Annotated in this window: 14 protein-coding genes; 9 read left to right on the top strand and 5 right to left on the bottom strand. The window is 68.7% G+C overall.

Annotated elements, in window-relative coordinates; translation table 11 throughout:
- Nucleotides 1-76 precede the first annotated feature (76 nt).
- Nucleotides 77-670: a TetR/AcrR family transcriptional regulator gene (locus SMD20_RS43685; protein ID WP_329593056.1), complete on the top strand. Its 594-nt coding sequence runs from the start codon at nt 77-79 to the stop codon at nt 668-670.
- A gap of 447 nt (nt 671-1117) precedes the next feature.
- On the opposite strand, the gene SMD20_RS43680 is transcribed toward SMD20_RS43685, so the two are convergent.
- Nucleotides 1118-1705 (bottom strand): TetR/AcrR family transcriptional regulator, encoded by a 588-nt coding sequence (locus tag SMD20_RS43680; protein WP_329593054.1) that lies wholly within the window; start codon nt 1703-1705, stop codon nt 1118-1120.
- 104 nt (nt 1706-1809) lie between these two features.
- Here SMD20_RS43680 and SMD20_RS43675 point away from each other — a divergent pair, with 104 nt between their 5' ends.
- A complete protein-coding gene (locus SMD20_RS43675; protein WP_329593052.1) occupies nt 1810-3282 on the top strand; it encodes an MFS transporter in 1473 nt (490 codons plus the stop codon).
- A gap of 175 nt (nt 3283-3457) precedes the next feature.
- Nucleotides 3458-3673: a hypothetical protein gene (locus tag SMD20_RS43670; protein WP_329593050.1), complete on the top strand. Its 216-nt coding sequence runs from the start codon at nt 3458-3460 to the stop codon at nt 3671-3673.
- 16 nt (nt 3674-3689) lie between these two features.
- Here SMD20_RS43670 and SMD20_RS43665 read toward each other — a convergent pair whose 3' ends face one another.
- The gene (locus SMD20_RS43665; RefSeq protein WP_329593048.1) at nt 3690-4664 is read right to left on the bottom strand and encodes an MFS transporter; all 975 of its coding nucleotides are present in this window, start codon (nt 4662-4664) and stop codon (nt 3690-3692) included.
- A 104-nt stretch (nt 4665-4768) separates the two neighbouring features.
- Between SMD20_RS43665 and SMD20_RS43660 the strand changes: the two genes are divergently transcribed.
- Nucleotides 4769-5683, top strand: a complete 915-nt coding sequence (locus tag SMD20_RS43660) for a helix-turn-helix transcriptional regulator (protein WP_329593046.1) — start codon at nt 4769-4771, stop codon at nt 5681-5683.
- Between the two features lie 55 nt (nt 5684-5738).
- On the opposite strand, the gene SMD20_RS43655 is transcribed toward SMD20_RS43660, so the two are convergent.
- Entirely contained in the window at nt 5739-6170 is a 432-nt protein-coding gene (locus SMD20_RS43655; protein ID WP_329593044.1) for a PPOX class F420-dependent oxidoreductase, read from the bottom strand.
- 695 nt (nt 6171-6865) lie between these two features.
- On the opposite strand from SMD20_RS43655, the gene SMD20_RS43650 reads away from it, so the two are divergent.
- From SMD20_RS43650 to SMD20_RS43630, 5 genes are all read left to right on the top strand, one after another.
- Entirely contained in the window at nt 6866-8353 is a 1488-nt protein-coding gene (locus tag SMD20_RS43650) for a hypothetical protein (RefSeq protein ID WP_329593042.1), read from the top strand.
- A complete protein-coding gene (locus SMD20_RS43645) occupies nt 8302-9138 on the top strand; it encodes a hypothetical protein (RefSeq protein ID WP_329593040.1) in 837 nt (278 codons plus the stop codon). Before SMD20_RS43650 ends, SMD20_RS43645 begins: the two co-directional genes overlap by 52 nt.
- 383 nt (nt 9139-9521) lie before the next feature.
- Nucleotides 9522-10313: a hypothetical protein gene (locus SMD20_RS43640; RefSeq protein WP_329593038.1), complete on the top strand. Its 792-nt coding sequence runs from the start codon at nt 9522-9524 to the stop codon at nt 10311-10313.
- A 739-nt stretch (nt 10314-11052) separates the two neighbouring features.
- On the top strand, nt 11053-11781 hold the full coding sequence (locus SMD20_RS43635) for a hypothetical protein (protein ID WP_329593036.1): 729 nt from the start codon (nt 11053-11055) through the stop codon (nt 11779-11781).
- A 123-nt stretch (nt 11782-11904) separates the two neighbouring features.
- Nucleotides 11905-12081 carry a hypothetical protein gene (locus tag SMD20_RS43630; protein WP_329593035.1) on the top strand — a complete coding sequence of 59 codons (177 nt, stop codon included), beginning with the start codon at nt 11905-11907 and terminating at the stop codon, nt 12079-12081.
- A gap of 26 nt (nt 12082-12107) precedes the next feature.
- Here the strand turns inward: SMD20_RS43630 and SMD20_RS43625 are convergent, their stop codons facing one another.
- The gene (locus SMD20_RS43625) at nt 12108-13115 is read right to left on the bottom strand and encodes an aldo/keto reductase (protein WP_329593034.1); all 1008 of its coding nucleotides are present in this window, start codon (nt 13113-13115) and stop codon (nt 12108-12110) included.
- A gap of 283 nt (nt 13116-13398) precedes the next feature.
- Nucleotides 13399-15027 (bottom strand): GH39 family glycosyl hydrolase, encoded by a 1629-nt coding sequence (locus SMD20_RS43620; protein WP_329593033.1) that lies wholly within the window; start codon nt 15025-15027, stop codon nt 13399-13401.
- Nucleotides 15028-15179 lie beyond the last annotated feature (152 nt).

Raw genomic sequence — 15179 nt, 5'->3', positions numbered from 1 at the left:
ACTCGGTAAACTGCTCGTGTTTGCTCTCCGAGCCAGAAATACAAGTAAATGCTCGCATTTGTCAACGAGGAGACCCATGCCTGAACGCACGGTTCGCCGCCAGGCGCGCGGCCTGAAGCGCATGGCGGAGATCCTCGACGCCGCCGAGTCGGTGATCGCCGAGGTCGGATACCCGGACATGACGACCAACCACGTCGCCACGCGGGCGGGGATGTCGCCCGGGTCTCTCTACCAGTTCTTCCGCAACAAGGAGGAGATCCTCGACGGGCTGGTGGCGCGCTACACCGACGACCGGCAGGAGTTCTGGGCCGCCCGGCTGGCCGCCGTCACTCCGGAGGTGCCGCTGGAGGTGCTGGTGGAGCAGGTCGTGGACGAGAGCGTCACGTTCAAGAGCGCGTCACCGGCGTACTGGTCGCTCCTGTACGGGTCGGCGACGGGCGATCAGCTGGCCTCGGCCTCGCAGCGGCTGCACGCCGACATCGCTCGGCAGGTCGCGGCCCTCCTCCGCCGCCGCTCCCCCGGCCTGCCGCAGGAGCGCGCCGAGCTCATGGGGACGATGGCGGTGGCCATGGTGAAGGCGGTGATGCCGCTGCTCACCACCGCGACGCCGGAGCGCGGGGCGGAACTGGTGGCGGAGCTGAAGCTCGCCCTTGTCCGCTATCTGGGGTGAGCGGATCCTTCACGCCGGACCGAGAAGGAGAGCCGCGTCAGCTCCACCCCGGGGTGCCCGCCGGCCTGAGGAACGGCGTGACCGCCCTGCACGGCCGCGGGGGCCACCAGGTCGGGCGGCCGGCCGGGGACAGCGGCCAGGCGGGGCGCTGCATGCACTCCGGGTCGGGCGGGGCCTTTCAGGACTGCCGCCAGTTCAGGCGAGAGGGCCGCCTCGGCGAACATGCCGGGGACGATTCTCGAGACCAGGGAGATGATCGAAGCCCGGATCCCGCGCAGCTCTCTGTGTGACACCGTGGAGGCGGTGAATGAGCTGGTGCTGCCGTACGCCGGCGATGATGGCGTTGGCCGAGGTGATCGAGTTAGGCGCCGACCCCGAGGACGGACGCGCCGGGGCGTGGGCGCCGTTCGCTCGCTGCGCCGTTCACACCTCATTGGACCAGCAGGCTTAGGCCGGCTCATCCACTCGGCGGTGGAGCCCGTCGAACATGACGGCCAGAAGTCGATCACGATGTGCGGGGGTCCGCTCCGCCGCCCAAGCGACTGAAGCGATCAGGGAGAAAAGGGCGGAAGCATCAATATCGGGTCGGATCGTCCCCGTGTGCTGGGCTCTGTCCAGTAGTTGCGCCCCAGCGGCCTTGACGGCTTGGCAGGTGGCGTGGAGTTCGGATGCGGGGTCGGCGAGGCTGTCGACGAGGGCGTCGACCAGGCCGCGATAGGCCATGGCGTGCTCGACCGCGGCCGTCAGCCAGGTGGCCAAGGCCTGGCGCGGGGACGGGGAGGCGAGCAGCTCATCTGAGCGGGCTTTCAGGCCGCGCAGGCTTTCGCCCAGCAACGCCTCCAGTAGTGCCTGGCGGGTCGGGAAGTGCCGGTAGAGGGTCACGTTGCCGACGCCGGCGGTGCGCGCGATGTCGTTCAAGGAGGCGCCGACGCCGTGCTCGGCGAAAGCCGTCCGGGCGGTCGTCAGGAGCCGCTCGTAATTGCGTCGCGCATCTTTGCGCCCTACGGGCCGGGCCTGCGTCGATCGATCCGCCACGGGAACCCTCCACACATTTGCCAAAACGAGGAGCCTCCTCATATCTTAGCTCACCGTAACCGAGGAGCTTCCTCGTTTCTTTGGGTTCCCTTCTGAGGAGTGCCATGACCGAGCACAGCACGTACGTGGCAAGAGCGGGATCCGGGCCCGCCGGTGCCGCCCGGCAGCAGCGCCACCCCGGCCTGGTGCTCGCCATCGTGTTGATCTGTCAGACGATGTTCATCCTGGACACCAACGTGGTGAACATCGCCCTTCCCGACATCCAGCACGACCTCGGCTTCTCTGCGGCCGGCCTGTCCTGGATGCTCAATGCCTACATGCTGGCCTTCGGCGGTCTGCTGCTGCTCGGCGGTCGCATGGGCGACATCGTCGGCCAACGGCGGGCTCTCATCGGCGGGGTGGTCATCTTCACCGCCGCCTCACTCGCCGGAGGGCTGGCCACATCGGCTGGGATGCTGCTGGCGGCCCGTGCCGGTCAGGGGATCGGCGCCGCCATTGCCGCACCGACCGTGCTCGCCCTCATCACCGTAGGCTTTCCGGACCCTGCACGCAGGGCTCGGGCACTGGGGGCTTATGCGGCGGTCTCCGGTTCCGGCGCCGCGATCGGCCTCATCGCCGGCGGCATGCTCACCGACTGGATCTCCTGGCGGTGGGTGCTGTTCATCAACGTGCCGATCGGCATCGTCCTGCTGATCCTGGCCCCGCTGTTCATCACCGAGACCGATCGCCACCCGGGCCGCTTCGATCTGGCGGGTTCGCTGACCTCGACGCTTGGCATGACCGCGCTCGTCTACGGCTTCATCCGCGCCGCTGAGCAGGGCTTCGGTGACGTGGTCACGTTCGGCGCGCTCGGCCTGGCCGCCCTCCTGCTGGTCCTGTTCGTGGCCGTCGAGTCCCGGGCCCGGCAGCCGATCGTCCCGCTGCGGCTGTTCGCTGACCGCAACCGCGCCAACGGCTATGTTGTGCTGCTGTTCGTCCTGGCCGCGGGCAACGGCATGTTCTTCTTTCTCACCCAGTTCCTGCAGCAGGTCCGCGGGTACAGCCCCCTGCAGGCGGGATTCGCCTTCGTGCCGCTGGCCCTCATGATCCTTGCGTCCTCCGGTATGGCGGCCCGGCTGCTGCCCCGCCTGGGTGCCAAGACGCTGATTGCCGTCGGTGCCGGGGCGATCAGCCTGGCCCTCCTGTGGATGACGCAGCTGACGCCCCAGACCGACTACGCCACGGCGCTGCTCGGCCCCATGATGATCGCCGGTCTTGGCATGGGCATCTTGCTGGTAGGAGCCACCACCGTGTTGTCCTCCGGGATCCCAGCCGAGGATGCCGGTGCCGCCTCGGGCCTGCTCAATGTCATGCAGCAGATCGGTGGTGCGCTGGGGCTGGCCATCCTCGTCACGGTGTTCGGCGCAGCCACGCGCACCTCGCGTGGACCGGCCCACCAGGTCCTCACCGAGGGAGTCACCGCGGCCTTCACCGCCGCAGCCGTATTCACCGCCGGCGCAATCCTCCTGGCCCTGACCATGAAGAACCGGCCGGCTCCCACAGCCGAATCCGCAGCCGCGGAGGAGCTCACCCGATGACATGGAAAGCAGCCTGACCTGCGTGGCGATGAGACGCGGGAACGGGACCCAGTCGACGTTTTTCCGTTCCGCCACACTCTGACCCCCGACTCAGGGCGCCCGCTCTTCGGCGAGGCAGACTGGCGCGCGACGCCACCCACCAGAGCGTCCAGGTCGACGTAAAGGGGCGGCCTTCTTGCTCGAGTCATCGTGGAAGAAGCCGTACTCCACCCGCGGCGTACGCGCCATGCTCGCCCGTTACGCCGCCGAAGCCGGACTGCAGCACAACATGCCACCCCACCGCCTGCGGCACTTCCTGTTCACCTGGCTCAAGACGTGCCTTGCCGTCTCGGGCGTCTGCACGAGGTTCCCCGCGCCGCTCTGCAGGATCACCCGCCGGAACAGGCCCTGAGCGGCCGGCCCGTTGGTCAGGTACGGCGTGAAACGGTCTCGGGCTGCCGCGACGATCGTGCTCGTGCGGTGACGGCGAAGATGACGAGGCCGGCGAGGCTGCCCAGGACCGCCCCCAGGTTGAAGGCTGCGATGTTCGCGGTCGAAATCATGGTCGACGCGCTTCCCGCCACCGTCAGGACCCGGTTCTGCAACGGCGGGATGAGCCCGAATCCGGCGGCACCGACGACGAACAGCAACACCGCAGTAAGGGCCGGGAACCCGGCCAGCAACGATTGCGTGATCAACGCGGCGATGAGGAGCACGAGCAGCACCGCGATGGTCGCGATCGGGTACCGGTCGGCGGCGCGCCCTCCTGACCAGGTCCCGATCACCAGGCCGGCCCCGTAGAGGACGACGATGCCGGCAAGTCCGACGAAGCCGAGCACGACCACCAGAGCGAACGATTCACGCCAGCCGAACTGCTGGCCGACGAAGGTGCCCAGCGGCATCCCGAGCACGTTGGCCAGCGTCAGGCCGGTGAACAACAACGCGATCGCCGCAGCCCTGCGCCCCGCCGGCACAAGGGACGCCGCGACCACCGAGGCGGCGCCGAAAAAGGCGCCATGGCTGATCGCCGAGACGAACCGCCCGGCCACAAGGATGCCGAAGAACGGCGCGAGCGCACAGACGAGGTTACCCAGAATGAAGATCACCATCAGGGTCATGAGAAGCCGCTTGCGCGGCGTACGCAGGGTCAGGGCCGCCAGGACCGGGCCGCCCACCACGATCCCGGCCGCATAGCCGGTGGTCAGGAGCCCGGTTGTCGCCACGGGCACGGCGAGCTCGTCCGCGAGCGTGAGGAGCAGGCCGTTCGTCATGAACTCCGTCGTGCCGATCGCGAACGCGCTGACGGCCAAGGCCACAAGCCCCCACGACGAGCCCCGCCGCGCGGAGCCGGCCGGTCCCTGCCGGCCTTCGACCACAGAGGGTGTTCTCATCTCCTGATTCATGAGCTCCACACTGTGGCCGGGCGATCTGGGCGGGCCAGATCACTGCCGTGGGTACCACCGGCAGGGGCAGGCACCCGCCCGGAACCGGTGCCTACCATCGGATCGTGGAACGACAGAGCCTCGGCGCCTTCCTACGCAGCCGCCGCGACCGGCTGACACCGGCGCAGGCGGGCATCGCCGACTACGGCACGATCCGCCGCGTGCCCGGGCTGCGACGCGAGGAACTCGCTCATCTGGCCGGCATCAGCATCAGCTACTACACCCGCCTGGAACAGGACCAGGCCGACCGCGCCTCGGAGCAGGTCCTCGATGCCCTGGCCAGAGTCCTGCGCCTGGACGCGACCGAGACCGTTCACCTGCATAACCTGGCCCGCCGACGCCCCCTGACCACTCTGATCCGCGCACAGCGGGAACATGCCCATCCCCGTGTGCTCGCCCTCCTCGACTCGCTCGCTGACAGCACGCCCGCTCTCGTACTCGGCCGACGCAATGACGTGCTCGCCTGGAACCGCGCCGGGCACGCCCTGCTCACACCCCACCTCGACGTCTCGGCGCCCGGCAACGCCGCCGCCCGCCCTTCACTGTCACGCTGGTTCTTCCTCGACCCCCACGCACGGGAACTGCACCGCAACTGGGACGACCTCGCCAAGACCCACGTCGCCTACCTGCGCCTGGTCAGCGGCCGTCACCCCCACGACGCGCGCCTCGCCGAACTCATCGGCGAGCTGACCATGCGAAGCCGCGACTTCGTGGCGCTGTGGGCGGCCGGCCATGTCGGCGACTGCACTGCAGGAGTCAAACTGCTGCGCCACCCTACCGTCGGGAACCTCGACGTCGGCTACCAGGTCTGGCTTCAACCCGACAGTCCCGACCATCGGCTTGAGATCTACACAGCCCACGACCAGTCCTCATCCGACGCACTGCGACTTCTCACTGCAGGGACCCGCACACCGGACCTCAGCGACCGACGGCAACGCTTCGGCCATTCCGCCAGTCCGGCGGCGGGGCGCGGCGGCTGAAGCGGGCGTCCGCGATCCAGCACGGTGCCGCGGGCCGCCGTGCGGTAAGGCATTCCTACCGGACGAAGCCGGTGATCTTCCGTGGGACCACCCGAACGATCAGCCGAAGCATCTCTTCCGGCTCCGGCGGAGGGTCCTCGCCGAGGTACTTCTGCGAGAGCCTCCGCGGCAGGGCCTTCTCCCTGTCCTCGATGAGCTCGGCGGTGCCGCGGATGTCCACTGAGCGGTACGGGTTCTCGGTGTCGTAGACCGTGAGGCTGATCCGTGGGTCACGTGCGAGGTTCTTCGCCTTCTGTCGTCCTGCCGTGGTGGAGAACAGCACCGTGTCTCCGTCCCGCTCGATCCAGACCACCGAGGTCTGCGGTGCGCCGTCCGGGCCGAGTGTCGCGACGGTGGCGAAGTTCGTCCCCTCCAGCAGCTTGCGGGTCTCCTCGTTGAAAGCCACTGACACAGACTCACCCTTCTGTTCGACAGTCCCTGAGATCATGTGCGACCACATCTGCCATCGATGTGATCTTCTCCGTAATCATTCCGTTGCAGATTATCTAGATTGGAACGATATCACGATGGTGGCAGGGACGGCGAACAGGTCAACCGTTGCGGGGAGATGGATCAGAACCTTGTCGGCCTGTGCAGGTGAGACGGGTGCACCTCGTCATGAGCCGCTTCGACGTCGTCAAACGGTCGCAGGAAAGCATTGACCCGCCCAGCTCGGCGTGCCCCGCTCGCGTTTATAGCGCCGCGTGATCTGGTCGATGAACTCCGGCACGCCCAGCGCGGCCGCCACCCGGCCCGGGTCCGCCGGGCCGCCCCTCTTCTGTCCGAGGGCATGAGGTGCAGCCGCGCCTGGCTCCGCAGTACGTGATGGAGGCTGAGCCGGGGTGGGCCACGGTCTCCGCCTTTGCCCATGCCCGATGGCTGAGAGGCGACCGGGCGGCGATCGGCCCCAGCCCTTTGAGGACGGGGCCGAGGTTTGCCGATCGTCCCGCCTCCGTCTTCGGTCTTCAGCGAACAGCGCGCAAAGGCGGTGGCGTGCTGGACGGAGACCACTGGCATCGGGCCCTTCCGACAGTGGAGGTACCGGAGCGGTCGGCCGAGGATCTGCGGTAGTTGTCGCTTGATCCACTTGGCCGGCGATCAGTAGGGTTGGGCGCTTTCCTCATCCCCCTCCCGGAGTGCCTCATGCGCCGCCATCGCTTCGGCCGGCTCGCCGCCGGCTTCGCGGCCCTCTACTTGGCCGCCGTGATCGCCCTTGCCGTCGTCGGGCTGATCACCGGCGACCTCGTCCCTCTGTGGAGAGTCGTCGCGGACCCGAACGGCTACACGGCGGACCAGATCCGGGCGTGGCCGTGGCTGCCCGCCCTGCTGGTTCCGATCGCCGCGGTGCAGGCGTGGGCGTACCGGGAGGTGTCGCGCGGGTGGCTGCGTGGGGAACCGGCGCGGAACGGCCGCGAGGTGCGACTGCTGCGGGTCGGTCTCTACGCCATGGTCGTGTACGTCCTGACCTGGCAACTGCCCATCCCCTACCTGTGGTGGATGTCGCTGGTCGCCGATGTGATCCAGCTCGTGGTGATATGGCTGTTCTTCCGCGTGCTGTCGGGGACCACCCGCCGATGGCCGCGGGTGCTCATGCTCGTGACCGGCACGCTCAGCGTGGTGCACGACGTCGTCACCACCATCGCGTACCAGTCGGGCAACTACCTCTTCGCCGGGCAGAACTGGACCTGGGCGCTGGACATCCTGTGGTCGTTGTGGCTGGTGTCGCTGTTGGTGGCGCAGGCGCGGGATCCGCGTTGGAGCGGCGCGACGGTACGGGTCGGCGTGATCGCGGTCTTCTTCTCGCTCCTTTCGTCCGGTTCGGTGTCGATCGTGGCGTTCGGCGGCTCGGAGGCGGTGCCGTGGAAGCTGCTGATGCCCTCGCTCCTGGGCGCGGTTTCGGTCTTCTCGCTGGTCTGGTGGGCGCGGTCCGCACATGACCTGGGCACGCTCCAGCCTCCCGCGCCCCGGACGGAGCCCGTGCGGGCGCGCGCCAGGTGGTGGCCGCTGCCGGTCGTGGCGATCGTGCTCCCGCTGGTCCCCGCGGCCGTCAACCTCGCGCAGGGAGTGCCGTTCTGGCTCGGGCCGAAGAACATGCTGAGCGACGTGGTACGCGAGTACACCGGGTCGGAGGCCACCGCGTACTGGTTCGCGCTCGACCTCCTCGTCGGCGTGGGCGCGCCGGCGGTGCTGATCCTGGTCGCCGTGCGGCGGCGGACGCGCACGTTACTGCGCGCTACGACGCTGAGCCTGTTCCTGCTGGGCGGGGCCGGCGCCGTGAGCGCGTTCACCTCTGAGCACTCCACTTTCTTCGGGGAGCTGTGGCTTTACCCGGAAAGCCTCTACGTCGCGCCGGGCGCCACCGTCCCCTACGAGGGCTCCCAGCTCCTCTCCCCCGGCCTCTCCCCGCTCTGGTACGCCCTCGCGCTCACCGCCTCCGGCCTGATCCTGCTCCTCCTGTACGCCGCCCCGCCCGCCGGCCGTGTCCGCCACCATGTCCTGCTGGCGGGCTCGCCTCGGTCGTGGCTCTGTGCCTGCTGCCCGCAGCGGACATGGCCCGCGGCCCTGTCACGGACTGCGACATGCCCGAGCCGTGGGAGATCGACATGGGCGAGGTGGAGCCGCGCGAGCTGACGGCCGAGCAGAAGTTCGTGTGCTCTTTGCGCGGCGAGTACGGCGCACAGGGCCTGCACGTGTTCCCCGGCACCGCGCCCGACCAGGTCGTGCTCGCCTACGGGCGCCGCCTGTGCGGCGTCCACACCCGCAACGACCCGCGGGAGCTGGCCCGGCTGAAGATCGACCGCGCGTCCCTCACCTATCCTCTGGCCGGCATCTGTCCCAGCGCCACCACCATCGTCCAGGCCGCGAAGACCAAGCAGGACCAGGAGATCGCGGCGATGCAGGCCGATTCCCAAGCCATGTGCGACGCCACGCCGCGCCACCGTCCGCGCATCAAGCCGGCCCGGGCGATCCGGATGAAGGAGCCGCAGTGGACCGACTACGGGGTGCTGCAGACGTACGAGGGGGAAGGAGAGGAGGAGACCGAGCCGGACATGGACCCCGGCAACGGGCTGGTCTCCTCCACGCGCGGCGTCCTGGCCGTCGTGACGCACTCCGACTTCGACCTCTGCGTCACCCTGGAGACCTACACCCGCCGTCCGCCCGTCGAGACCAAGGGCTGGGACAAGGTGGTCGAGGTCGGCTACTACAGCCCGGGCGGCGAGATCGTGCTCTACGACAGCCTCAGCGGCACCGAGCTGCCCAACCTCGCCCTCAACGGGCGCAAGGGGCACTACCGCATCCGTGTGCACTACGCCTGGTTCCCCTGGAAGGGCGAGGCGCAGAGTGGGCAGCGGCTGCTGATCATGGCGTATCCCGGCAAGGGCCGCAAGGAGATCGTCCACCGGAACCGGAAGTGACCTGATTCCGGCGTCATCTTGGGTTCGCCTGATCTTCTTGCAGGTCAAAGCGAGATGATCTTGTCAGGCACGTGGGATGGCGTCCCCGGCATGGTGTGGCGAGCGCCTTGCTCAAGTGCTGTACGCAGCGAGTTGGTATGGCGGGTGCCGAACCGTGATGTTCCGTCGCGTCACGTCGTGATCGCCGGGCCGGCCGCGACGGCCGGGCCGACCGGGATCAGCTGCGCTCGGAGCTCCCCGAGGCGGTGACGCAATGGCGGATCCAGCCGATAACGGCAAGAAGCAAAATGTCGACGAAGCGCTCTTCCACCAGCATCCCCGTTGCCGAGGCGTGATCAAGATGTGTGAGGATTCTCCGGCCTGTCCCGTTGAGGAGGAATCCGTTGCAGCGCTTGATCGCCGGGCTCGCCGGTGCCGTCGTCCTGACCGCCGCGGCCGCCCCCGCCGCCGCCGCGCCCGCCGACCCGGTGAAGGCGCTCAAGAGCCGGGTGATCGCCGGGCAGGGGGTCAAGGTCACGGACGTGACGTCGTACGTGGACATGGAGGGCAAGTCGGTCTTCCTGCGGCGCACCGGAGTGCTGCAGTACGGCAAGCCCGTCAAGGGCGGCACGGGAACCGTCGCCGCCGCCGATCTGCGCAGTACGTACATCCCGCACGAAGGCCCCGTCTTCAACGTCATCGACAACCTGCTGGGTGACGAACGCACGATCACCGTCGGCAGGTACAGCTACACCAAGGGCGCCAAGCTGTACGGTGCGACGCAGAAGGGCAAGAGCTGGATCAAGCTCAAGCGCACCATGCCCGGCGGGGTGAGCGGCATGTACAGCCAGCACGTGAACGCGGCCGAGCCCGCGACGCTGCAGGTCCTCATCAAGCACGGCGAGCGGTCGGGCCGGACCTACAAGGGCACGGTTGGAGAGACCGCCCTGTGGAAGGCGTCACCCTGGTACCGTGCCGCCACGCTCGTCAAGCCCAAGGACGGCACGCTGCAGTACGAGCTCACCCTGGGGACGAACGGCCTGCCCCAGCGGCTCATCACCTCCCACCCGGCCAAGGAGCACTGGGTGGAGAGCCTGGTCAACGACGACATCATCACCATCGAGACCCGTTACTCAGGCTGGGGCGGCAAGGTCCGCGTGACGGTCCCTCCGAAGAATCAGGTCCAGACAGGCTGACCGGGAACGCAGGGCCGAGCCGGCTCACTTCGCCGTGTTCGATGTGCTCCGCGTGCGCGGCCGGGACGTGACGGGCCTGCCGTACTCGCTTGGAGTATGCACACCACCGACGAAGCTCGAGACCTTGCACGTGGCCGGAGTCGAGGGTTTGGTCTGCAAGCCGACCCGCTCCACGTACGACTACGGCGTCCGAGGCTGGCTCAAGGTCAAACGCAGGACCAGCTCGGACCCTGTTGTCGGCGGATACGTCGGCTCGCTACGGCGCTCGACCGGCTTGCTGCTCGGCCGGTACGGCGCCGGCGGGCGGCTCCGGGTCGTCGGCCGTACCACCCAGCTGTCCAAGCAGGCCGCGGCTGAGATCGCGCCGCTGCTCACTCCCGCCGACGCCGGGCACCCGTGGCCGCGGCCCCATCACCTACACCCAAGTCCAACCGAACCTGGCGACGGAGGTCCTGGTCGACATGGCCCTGGACGGGCCTCGCCACCGGCACGCGGTGAGGTACCTCCGGCCGCGTATCGATCCTGCGTGGTCGAGCCGAGCGAGGCCGCGGGCTGAGCTCGTGGAGCCGACTCGGGCAGCCGAGGTGCCGTATTTCGTCCGGCTTCGGCGTTCCGCGGCGGGGGCGGTCGCCAGACAGCGGGTCCTCGGACACTCCCCCGCATCATCGGGATAACGATGCGCGGTCGCGGATGATCCAGGGCTCCAGGTTGTCGCCCCTGTCGGGCATGATCACCTGCCATGAAGAAAGCACTCCTCGCCATCGCGGCCCTCGCCGCGCTGACCGTACCCGCGCTACCCGCGCTGCCCGCGCACGCGGCACCCAAGGACCCGGTCAAGGCCCTGAAAGCGACGATCGTGCCCGGGCACGGCGTGCGGTACACCGGCAGCGTCACGTGGAAGGACGGCACCGACGAGCGGGGCGCCCGCGACCTCAAGGGCGCCTTCCAGTTCGGCAAGAAGGGCGTCGCCGCCTTCGACATCACCAGGAAGGACGGCGACGAAGAGCAACGCGTCATCGGCATCGGCAAGACTGGTTACTATTCCGGCGGCGTGATCGGCGGCCTGCTGCCCGAGGGCAAGACCTGGTTCAAGGAAAAGAACCGCGGCATGCCCGACTCGTGGTCGCAGTTCATCAACCCGGCCGAGACGAAGACGCTGGCCCGGCTGCTCAAGAACGGCACGACCAAAGGCAACACCGTCTCCGGCTCGATCACCCTCAAGGAGCTCAAGGCGGTCTCGACCTGGGTGTCCGCCGCCAGACTCGGCAACGAGCACGACGGTGTGAAGATCTCCTACACGCTCACCCTGTCCTCGGCGGGCCTGGTCAACCGGGTGACATCCACCTACGCGCTGACAGAGGACGGCACCATCTACACCACCACCGTGGACACCCGCTACACCGGGTGGGGCAGCAAGGTGTCGATCAAAGCGCCGGCGCCCTCCACCGTGACCACCAAAATTCGCTGACCTGCTGTCCCATCGCCTGCGGTTCGTCAGGCAGGCGTTGTGCCGGGCCCCGGCGGCGGCGATGCGGCGTCCTGAATGGCGCGGTGGTACGGCTCGTCGCGGTCGGCGTCGGCACGCTCATCCTTGGAGGCCATCGTCGTGAGGCCGGCCCAGCTGTTCGGCGAACCCTTGCTCGTCGCGGAGGTGGTCGAAGAAGTCGCCGGCGTCGAGGGACAGGGCCACCACGACGCCGGGGGTGAGCAGCAAAGGCTGGCAGGCCGGGGGAAGAACCGCCGGGCCGAGATCAGCTACGGCGCCTGACCCCGCCGCCTCGGGGCCATGCCGCGTCAGGCGCCGGCCGCGTCAAGCCGGCTGAGCTGCTCGTCCGTGAGTTTGACGTCGAGCGCCGGGAGCGCGGCCTCGTACTGCTGGAGGGTGCGGGGCCCGATCAGCGGCACGATCGCCGGCGAGCTCTGGTGCATCAGCCACGCCAGGACCAGCGCGTTCGGGGTGACGCCGACCTCCGCGGCCACCTCGGCGACCACCGCGAGCCGGGCCTCGGCGTCCGGGCCCTGGTACGGGTCCATCGCCCCGTGGCCCCGCCGCTTGCCCGGGTCGTCGTAGATGCCCTTGAGGATCGGGGAGTACGCGACCAGGGTCAGGTCGTCGTGCGTCTCCAGGTAGTCGAGCTGCTCGTCGTCCACGATGGACGCGTGCCGTAGCCCGGCACGGCGCCGCAGGTAGGAGTGCTGCTGCTGGAGCGCGACCGGCGCCGGCCACCCGTGCTGGGCGCACAATTGCCGGATGCGCTCCAGCCGCCACGTCCGTACGTTGGACCAGCCGATGTAGCGGGCCTTCCCGGCCTGGACGATGCCGGCGAGCGCCTCCAGCGTCTCCTCCAGGGGCGTGGCCCGGTCGTCGACGTGCACGTAGTAGAGATCTACGTGATCGGTGCCGAGCCGGCGCAGGCTGCCGTCGATCGCCTCGCGCAACGTCTTCGCCCCGGCCCCGACGAAGGTGCGGTAGGCGACGTCCCAGTCCGGACGGCCGCCGGCCCAGACCGCGTCCAGGTCCCGTACGACCGCGCTGCCCTTGGTGGCCAGGAACATCTGGTCGCGCCGGCCGGACCTCGCCAGCCAGCGGCCGATCAGCTCCTCGCTCTCTCCTCCATGACTGCCCCGGCGCTCCCACCAGGCGTAGCAGTCGGCGGTGTCCAGGAAGGTGCCGCCGGCCTCCGCGTACCGGTCCAGCATCGTGACGGCTTCGTCCTCCGGCGTGACGGTGCCCATGATCATGCAGCCCAGGGCGAGCCGGCTGACCTGTTCGCCGGTACGGCCGAGTTGTACGGTCCTCACGCTAGTTCTCCTGTCGTCGATCCCCGGTGGGACCGAGGCTAGGAACTGGAGCGCGCTCCAGGTCAAGGCGATATGCCGGGACCGCCGGGAACAAGGCGGCGATCGTGAAGGTCGAGTCGGCGCAGGCGGGCTGGTCGCAGGCTGTCCCGGGATGCAACGTCTTCTGCGCGGAGGGCAATGCGCTGCGGGCCCTGGGCGGCGATGCGAGCAGGATCATGTTCACGCAGGCTCATGTTCGAGCGCGCCAACGGGGGCCTGCGCTGACCTGTCTGGCGCGTGAGCGTCAGGACGACTGCCTCAGCGACATCACGCCCCAGGGGGCGAGCTCGACGTCGAGGTCCAGAACGCCGGTGCCGGACACGGTCAGCGTGAACCTGAGGAGCGAGTCCCCGACCCTGCGCAGGTGCTCGCTCTCGGCGCGGGACGGGTTGAGGGGAGAGCCGAGCCGGTACCAGGCCTCGGCCGCGTTCCCGTGTTCCCAGTCCATGATCTCGACGAGGAAGGTGGTGCCGGGCTCCAAGCCGCCGATCGCGTGGCGGATCCTGCGGCTCGGCCCCACTTCGGCCAGCGCGCGGGTCGCGGCGTAGGAGCTCTGCGACCTGAGACCTCTCAAGGCCATGTCCTCGGGGTAGTTGAAGAACACCGCCGACACGGCCGACGTCCGGCTGTCCCGGGTCACGACACCGTCGGGCGTGGCGAGCAGCAGCCGGTCGCCGAGCCGTCCGAGCATCGTGAACGCGTGGAAGGCCGGTTTGTGGATGCCGGCCTCGTTCACCAGGCCGAACCCGCCGTGGAACGGGCCGATCCCGGCGCCGCCCTCCTCGAAGACGTCGGTGAAGGCCCAGTAGGAGATCGAGTCGGCGAGGGTGGCGCACTTCAGGTACGACCGGGTGATGTAGGTCGCCGCGAACAGCGTGTCGTGCATGAAGTCGCGGGCCGACGGCGACGTCGACCACTCGGTGACGTGGATCTCCGCGTCGGGATACGCGCTGTCCTTCACGAGCTCGCCGAGCAGGGTCAGGTCGTCGAAGGTCGCGTCGGCGTACCGGGTGATCTGCACCGCCTCGCCGTCGGCGCCGAAGGCGTAGTCCGTGGGGTAGGTGTGGGTCGAGATGAAGTCGATCGGCAGTTCGCGCTCCGCGCACCAGGAGATGAAGTCCTCGATCCACACCGGGCGCCAGTCGAGCGCGTCCACGTCGGCGGCGGTGGCCGTCGCGAGCATCGCGGAGCGGTCCTCGGTCTCGCCCTTGTAGCGGTCGTCGGGAACGAAGACACTCGTCGCGGGCCCGCCCACCCGCAACGCGGGATCGATCTTCTTGATCGCCCGTACGGTCTGCTCGTAGAGCTCGAAGTACTCGGTCTTCGTCCCGGTCCAAAAATGCGGGACGAGGTTCGGCTCGTTCCACACCTCGAAGCGCCACTCCCGCACCTCGTCGAGGCCGTACCGGTCGATCCAGTGCTCGATCGACCTCGTCACCAGCTCGACCCAGCGCGCCGCGTCTTTGGGCGGGCTGCAGTGAGCGCCCCACCAGAACAGCGTCTCGGTCACCGTCGCCAGATCGCGCGGCATGAAGCCCAGCTCGACGAACGGGCGGGCCCCGCACTCCAGGATGAAGTCGAACACCTTGTCGACGTAACTGAACGTGTACACGGGCGCGGCGAGGGCCGCGTCCTCGCCGAAACCGCCGCCGTACCGCTCCCGGTACACGAACATGTCGTCATGAAAGATGCCGTGAAAACGGACATACCGGAATCCGGCGGCAGCGACCGCTTCAGCGAACTGCCGCTGCCAGTCCGCGCGCAGCGCCTCGTTGGCCCGCCCGGCGCCGACACACCGGCTCCAGACGTGCGGGAGCACGCTCTCGTCGCATGCCTCGCCGTCGATGCGGATCGAGGATCTGCAAGCGTCCATGGTCTCAACCCTCGCGTTGAGTTCCGAAAATATTTCGCAACTTATTCGGTGCTGCGAGGACAGTAGGTGCCACATCTGTGCCGTGTCAACGCATGCAACTGGAGAAAAAGGGGTGCGTGGTAGGTTCGAAAGAGTTTCGAGCCCCAGGAGGG

Source organism: Nonomuraea sp. LP-02 (assembly GCF_036289125.1).
GTDB classification, from domain to species: Bacteria; Actinomycetota; Actinomycetes; order Streptosporangiales; family Streptosporangiaceae; genus Nonomuraea; species Nonomuraea bangladeshensis.
The sequence above is the reverse complement of the archived record's forward strand: the minus strand, read 5'-3'. Positions and strand labels throughout refer to the sequence as shown.

Coding starts and splice junctions, on each gene's coding strand:
- SMD20_RS43685 (WP_329593056.1), top strand. CDS start 77: ATGCCTGAACGCACGGTTCGCCGCCAGGCGCGCGGCCTGAAGCGCATG.
- SMD20_RS43675 (WP_329593052.1), top strand. CDS start 1,810: ATGACCGAGCACAGCACGTACGTGGCAAGAGCGGGATCCGGGCCCGCC.
- SMD20_RS43665 (WP_329593048.1), bottom strand. CDS start 4,664: ATGAATCAGGAGATGAGAACACCCTCTGTGGTCGAAGGCCGGCAGGGA.
- SMD20_RS43655 (WP_329593044.1), bottom strand. CDS start 6,170: ATGATCTCAGGGACTGTCGAACAGAAGGGTGAGTCTGTGTCAGTGGCT.
- SMD20_RS43650 (WP_329593042.1), top strand. CDS start 6,866: ATGCGCCGCCATCGCTTCGGCCGGCTCGCCGCCGGCTTCGCGGCCCTC.
- SMD20_RS43645 (WP_329593040.1), top strand. CDS start 8,302: ATGCCCGAGCCGTGGGAGATCGACATGGGCGAGGTGGAGCCGCGCGAG.
- SMD20_RS43635 (WP_329593036.1), top strand. CDS start 11,053: ATGAAGAAAGCACTCCTCGCCATCGCGGCCCTCGCCGCGCTGACCGTA.
- SMD20_RS43620 (WP_329593033.1), bottom strand. CDS start 15,027: ATGGACGCTTGCAGATCCTCGATCCGCATCGACGGCGAGGCATGCGAC.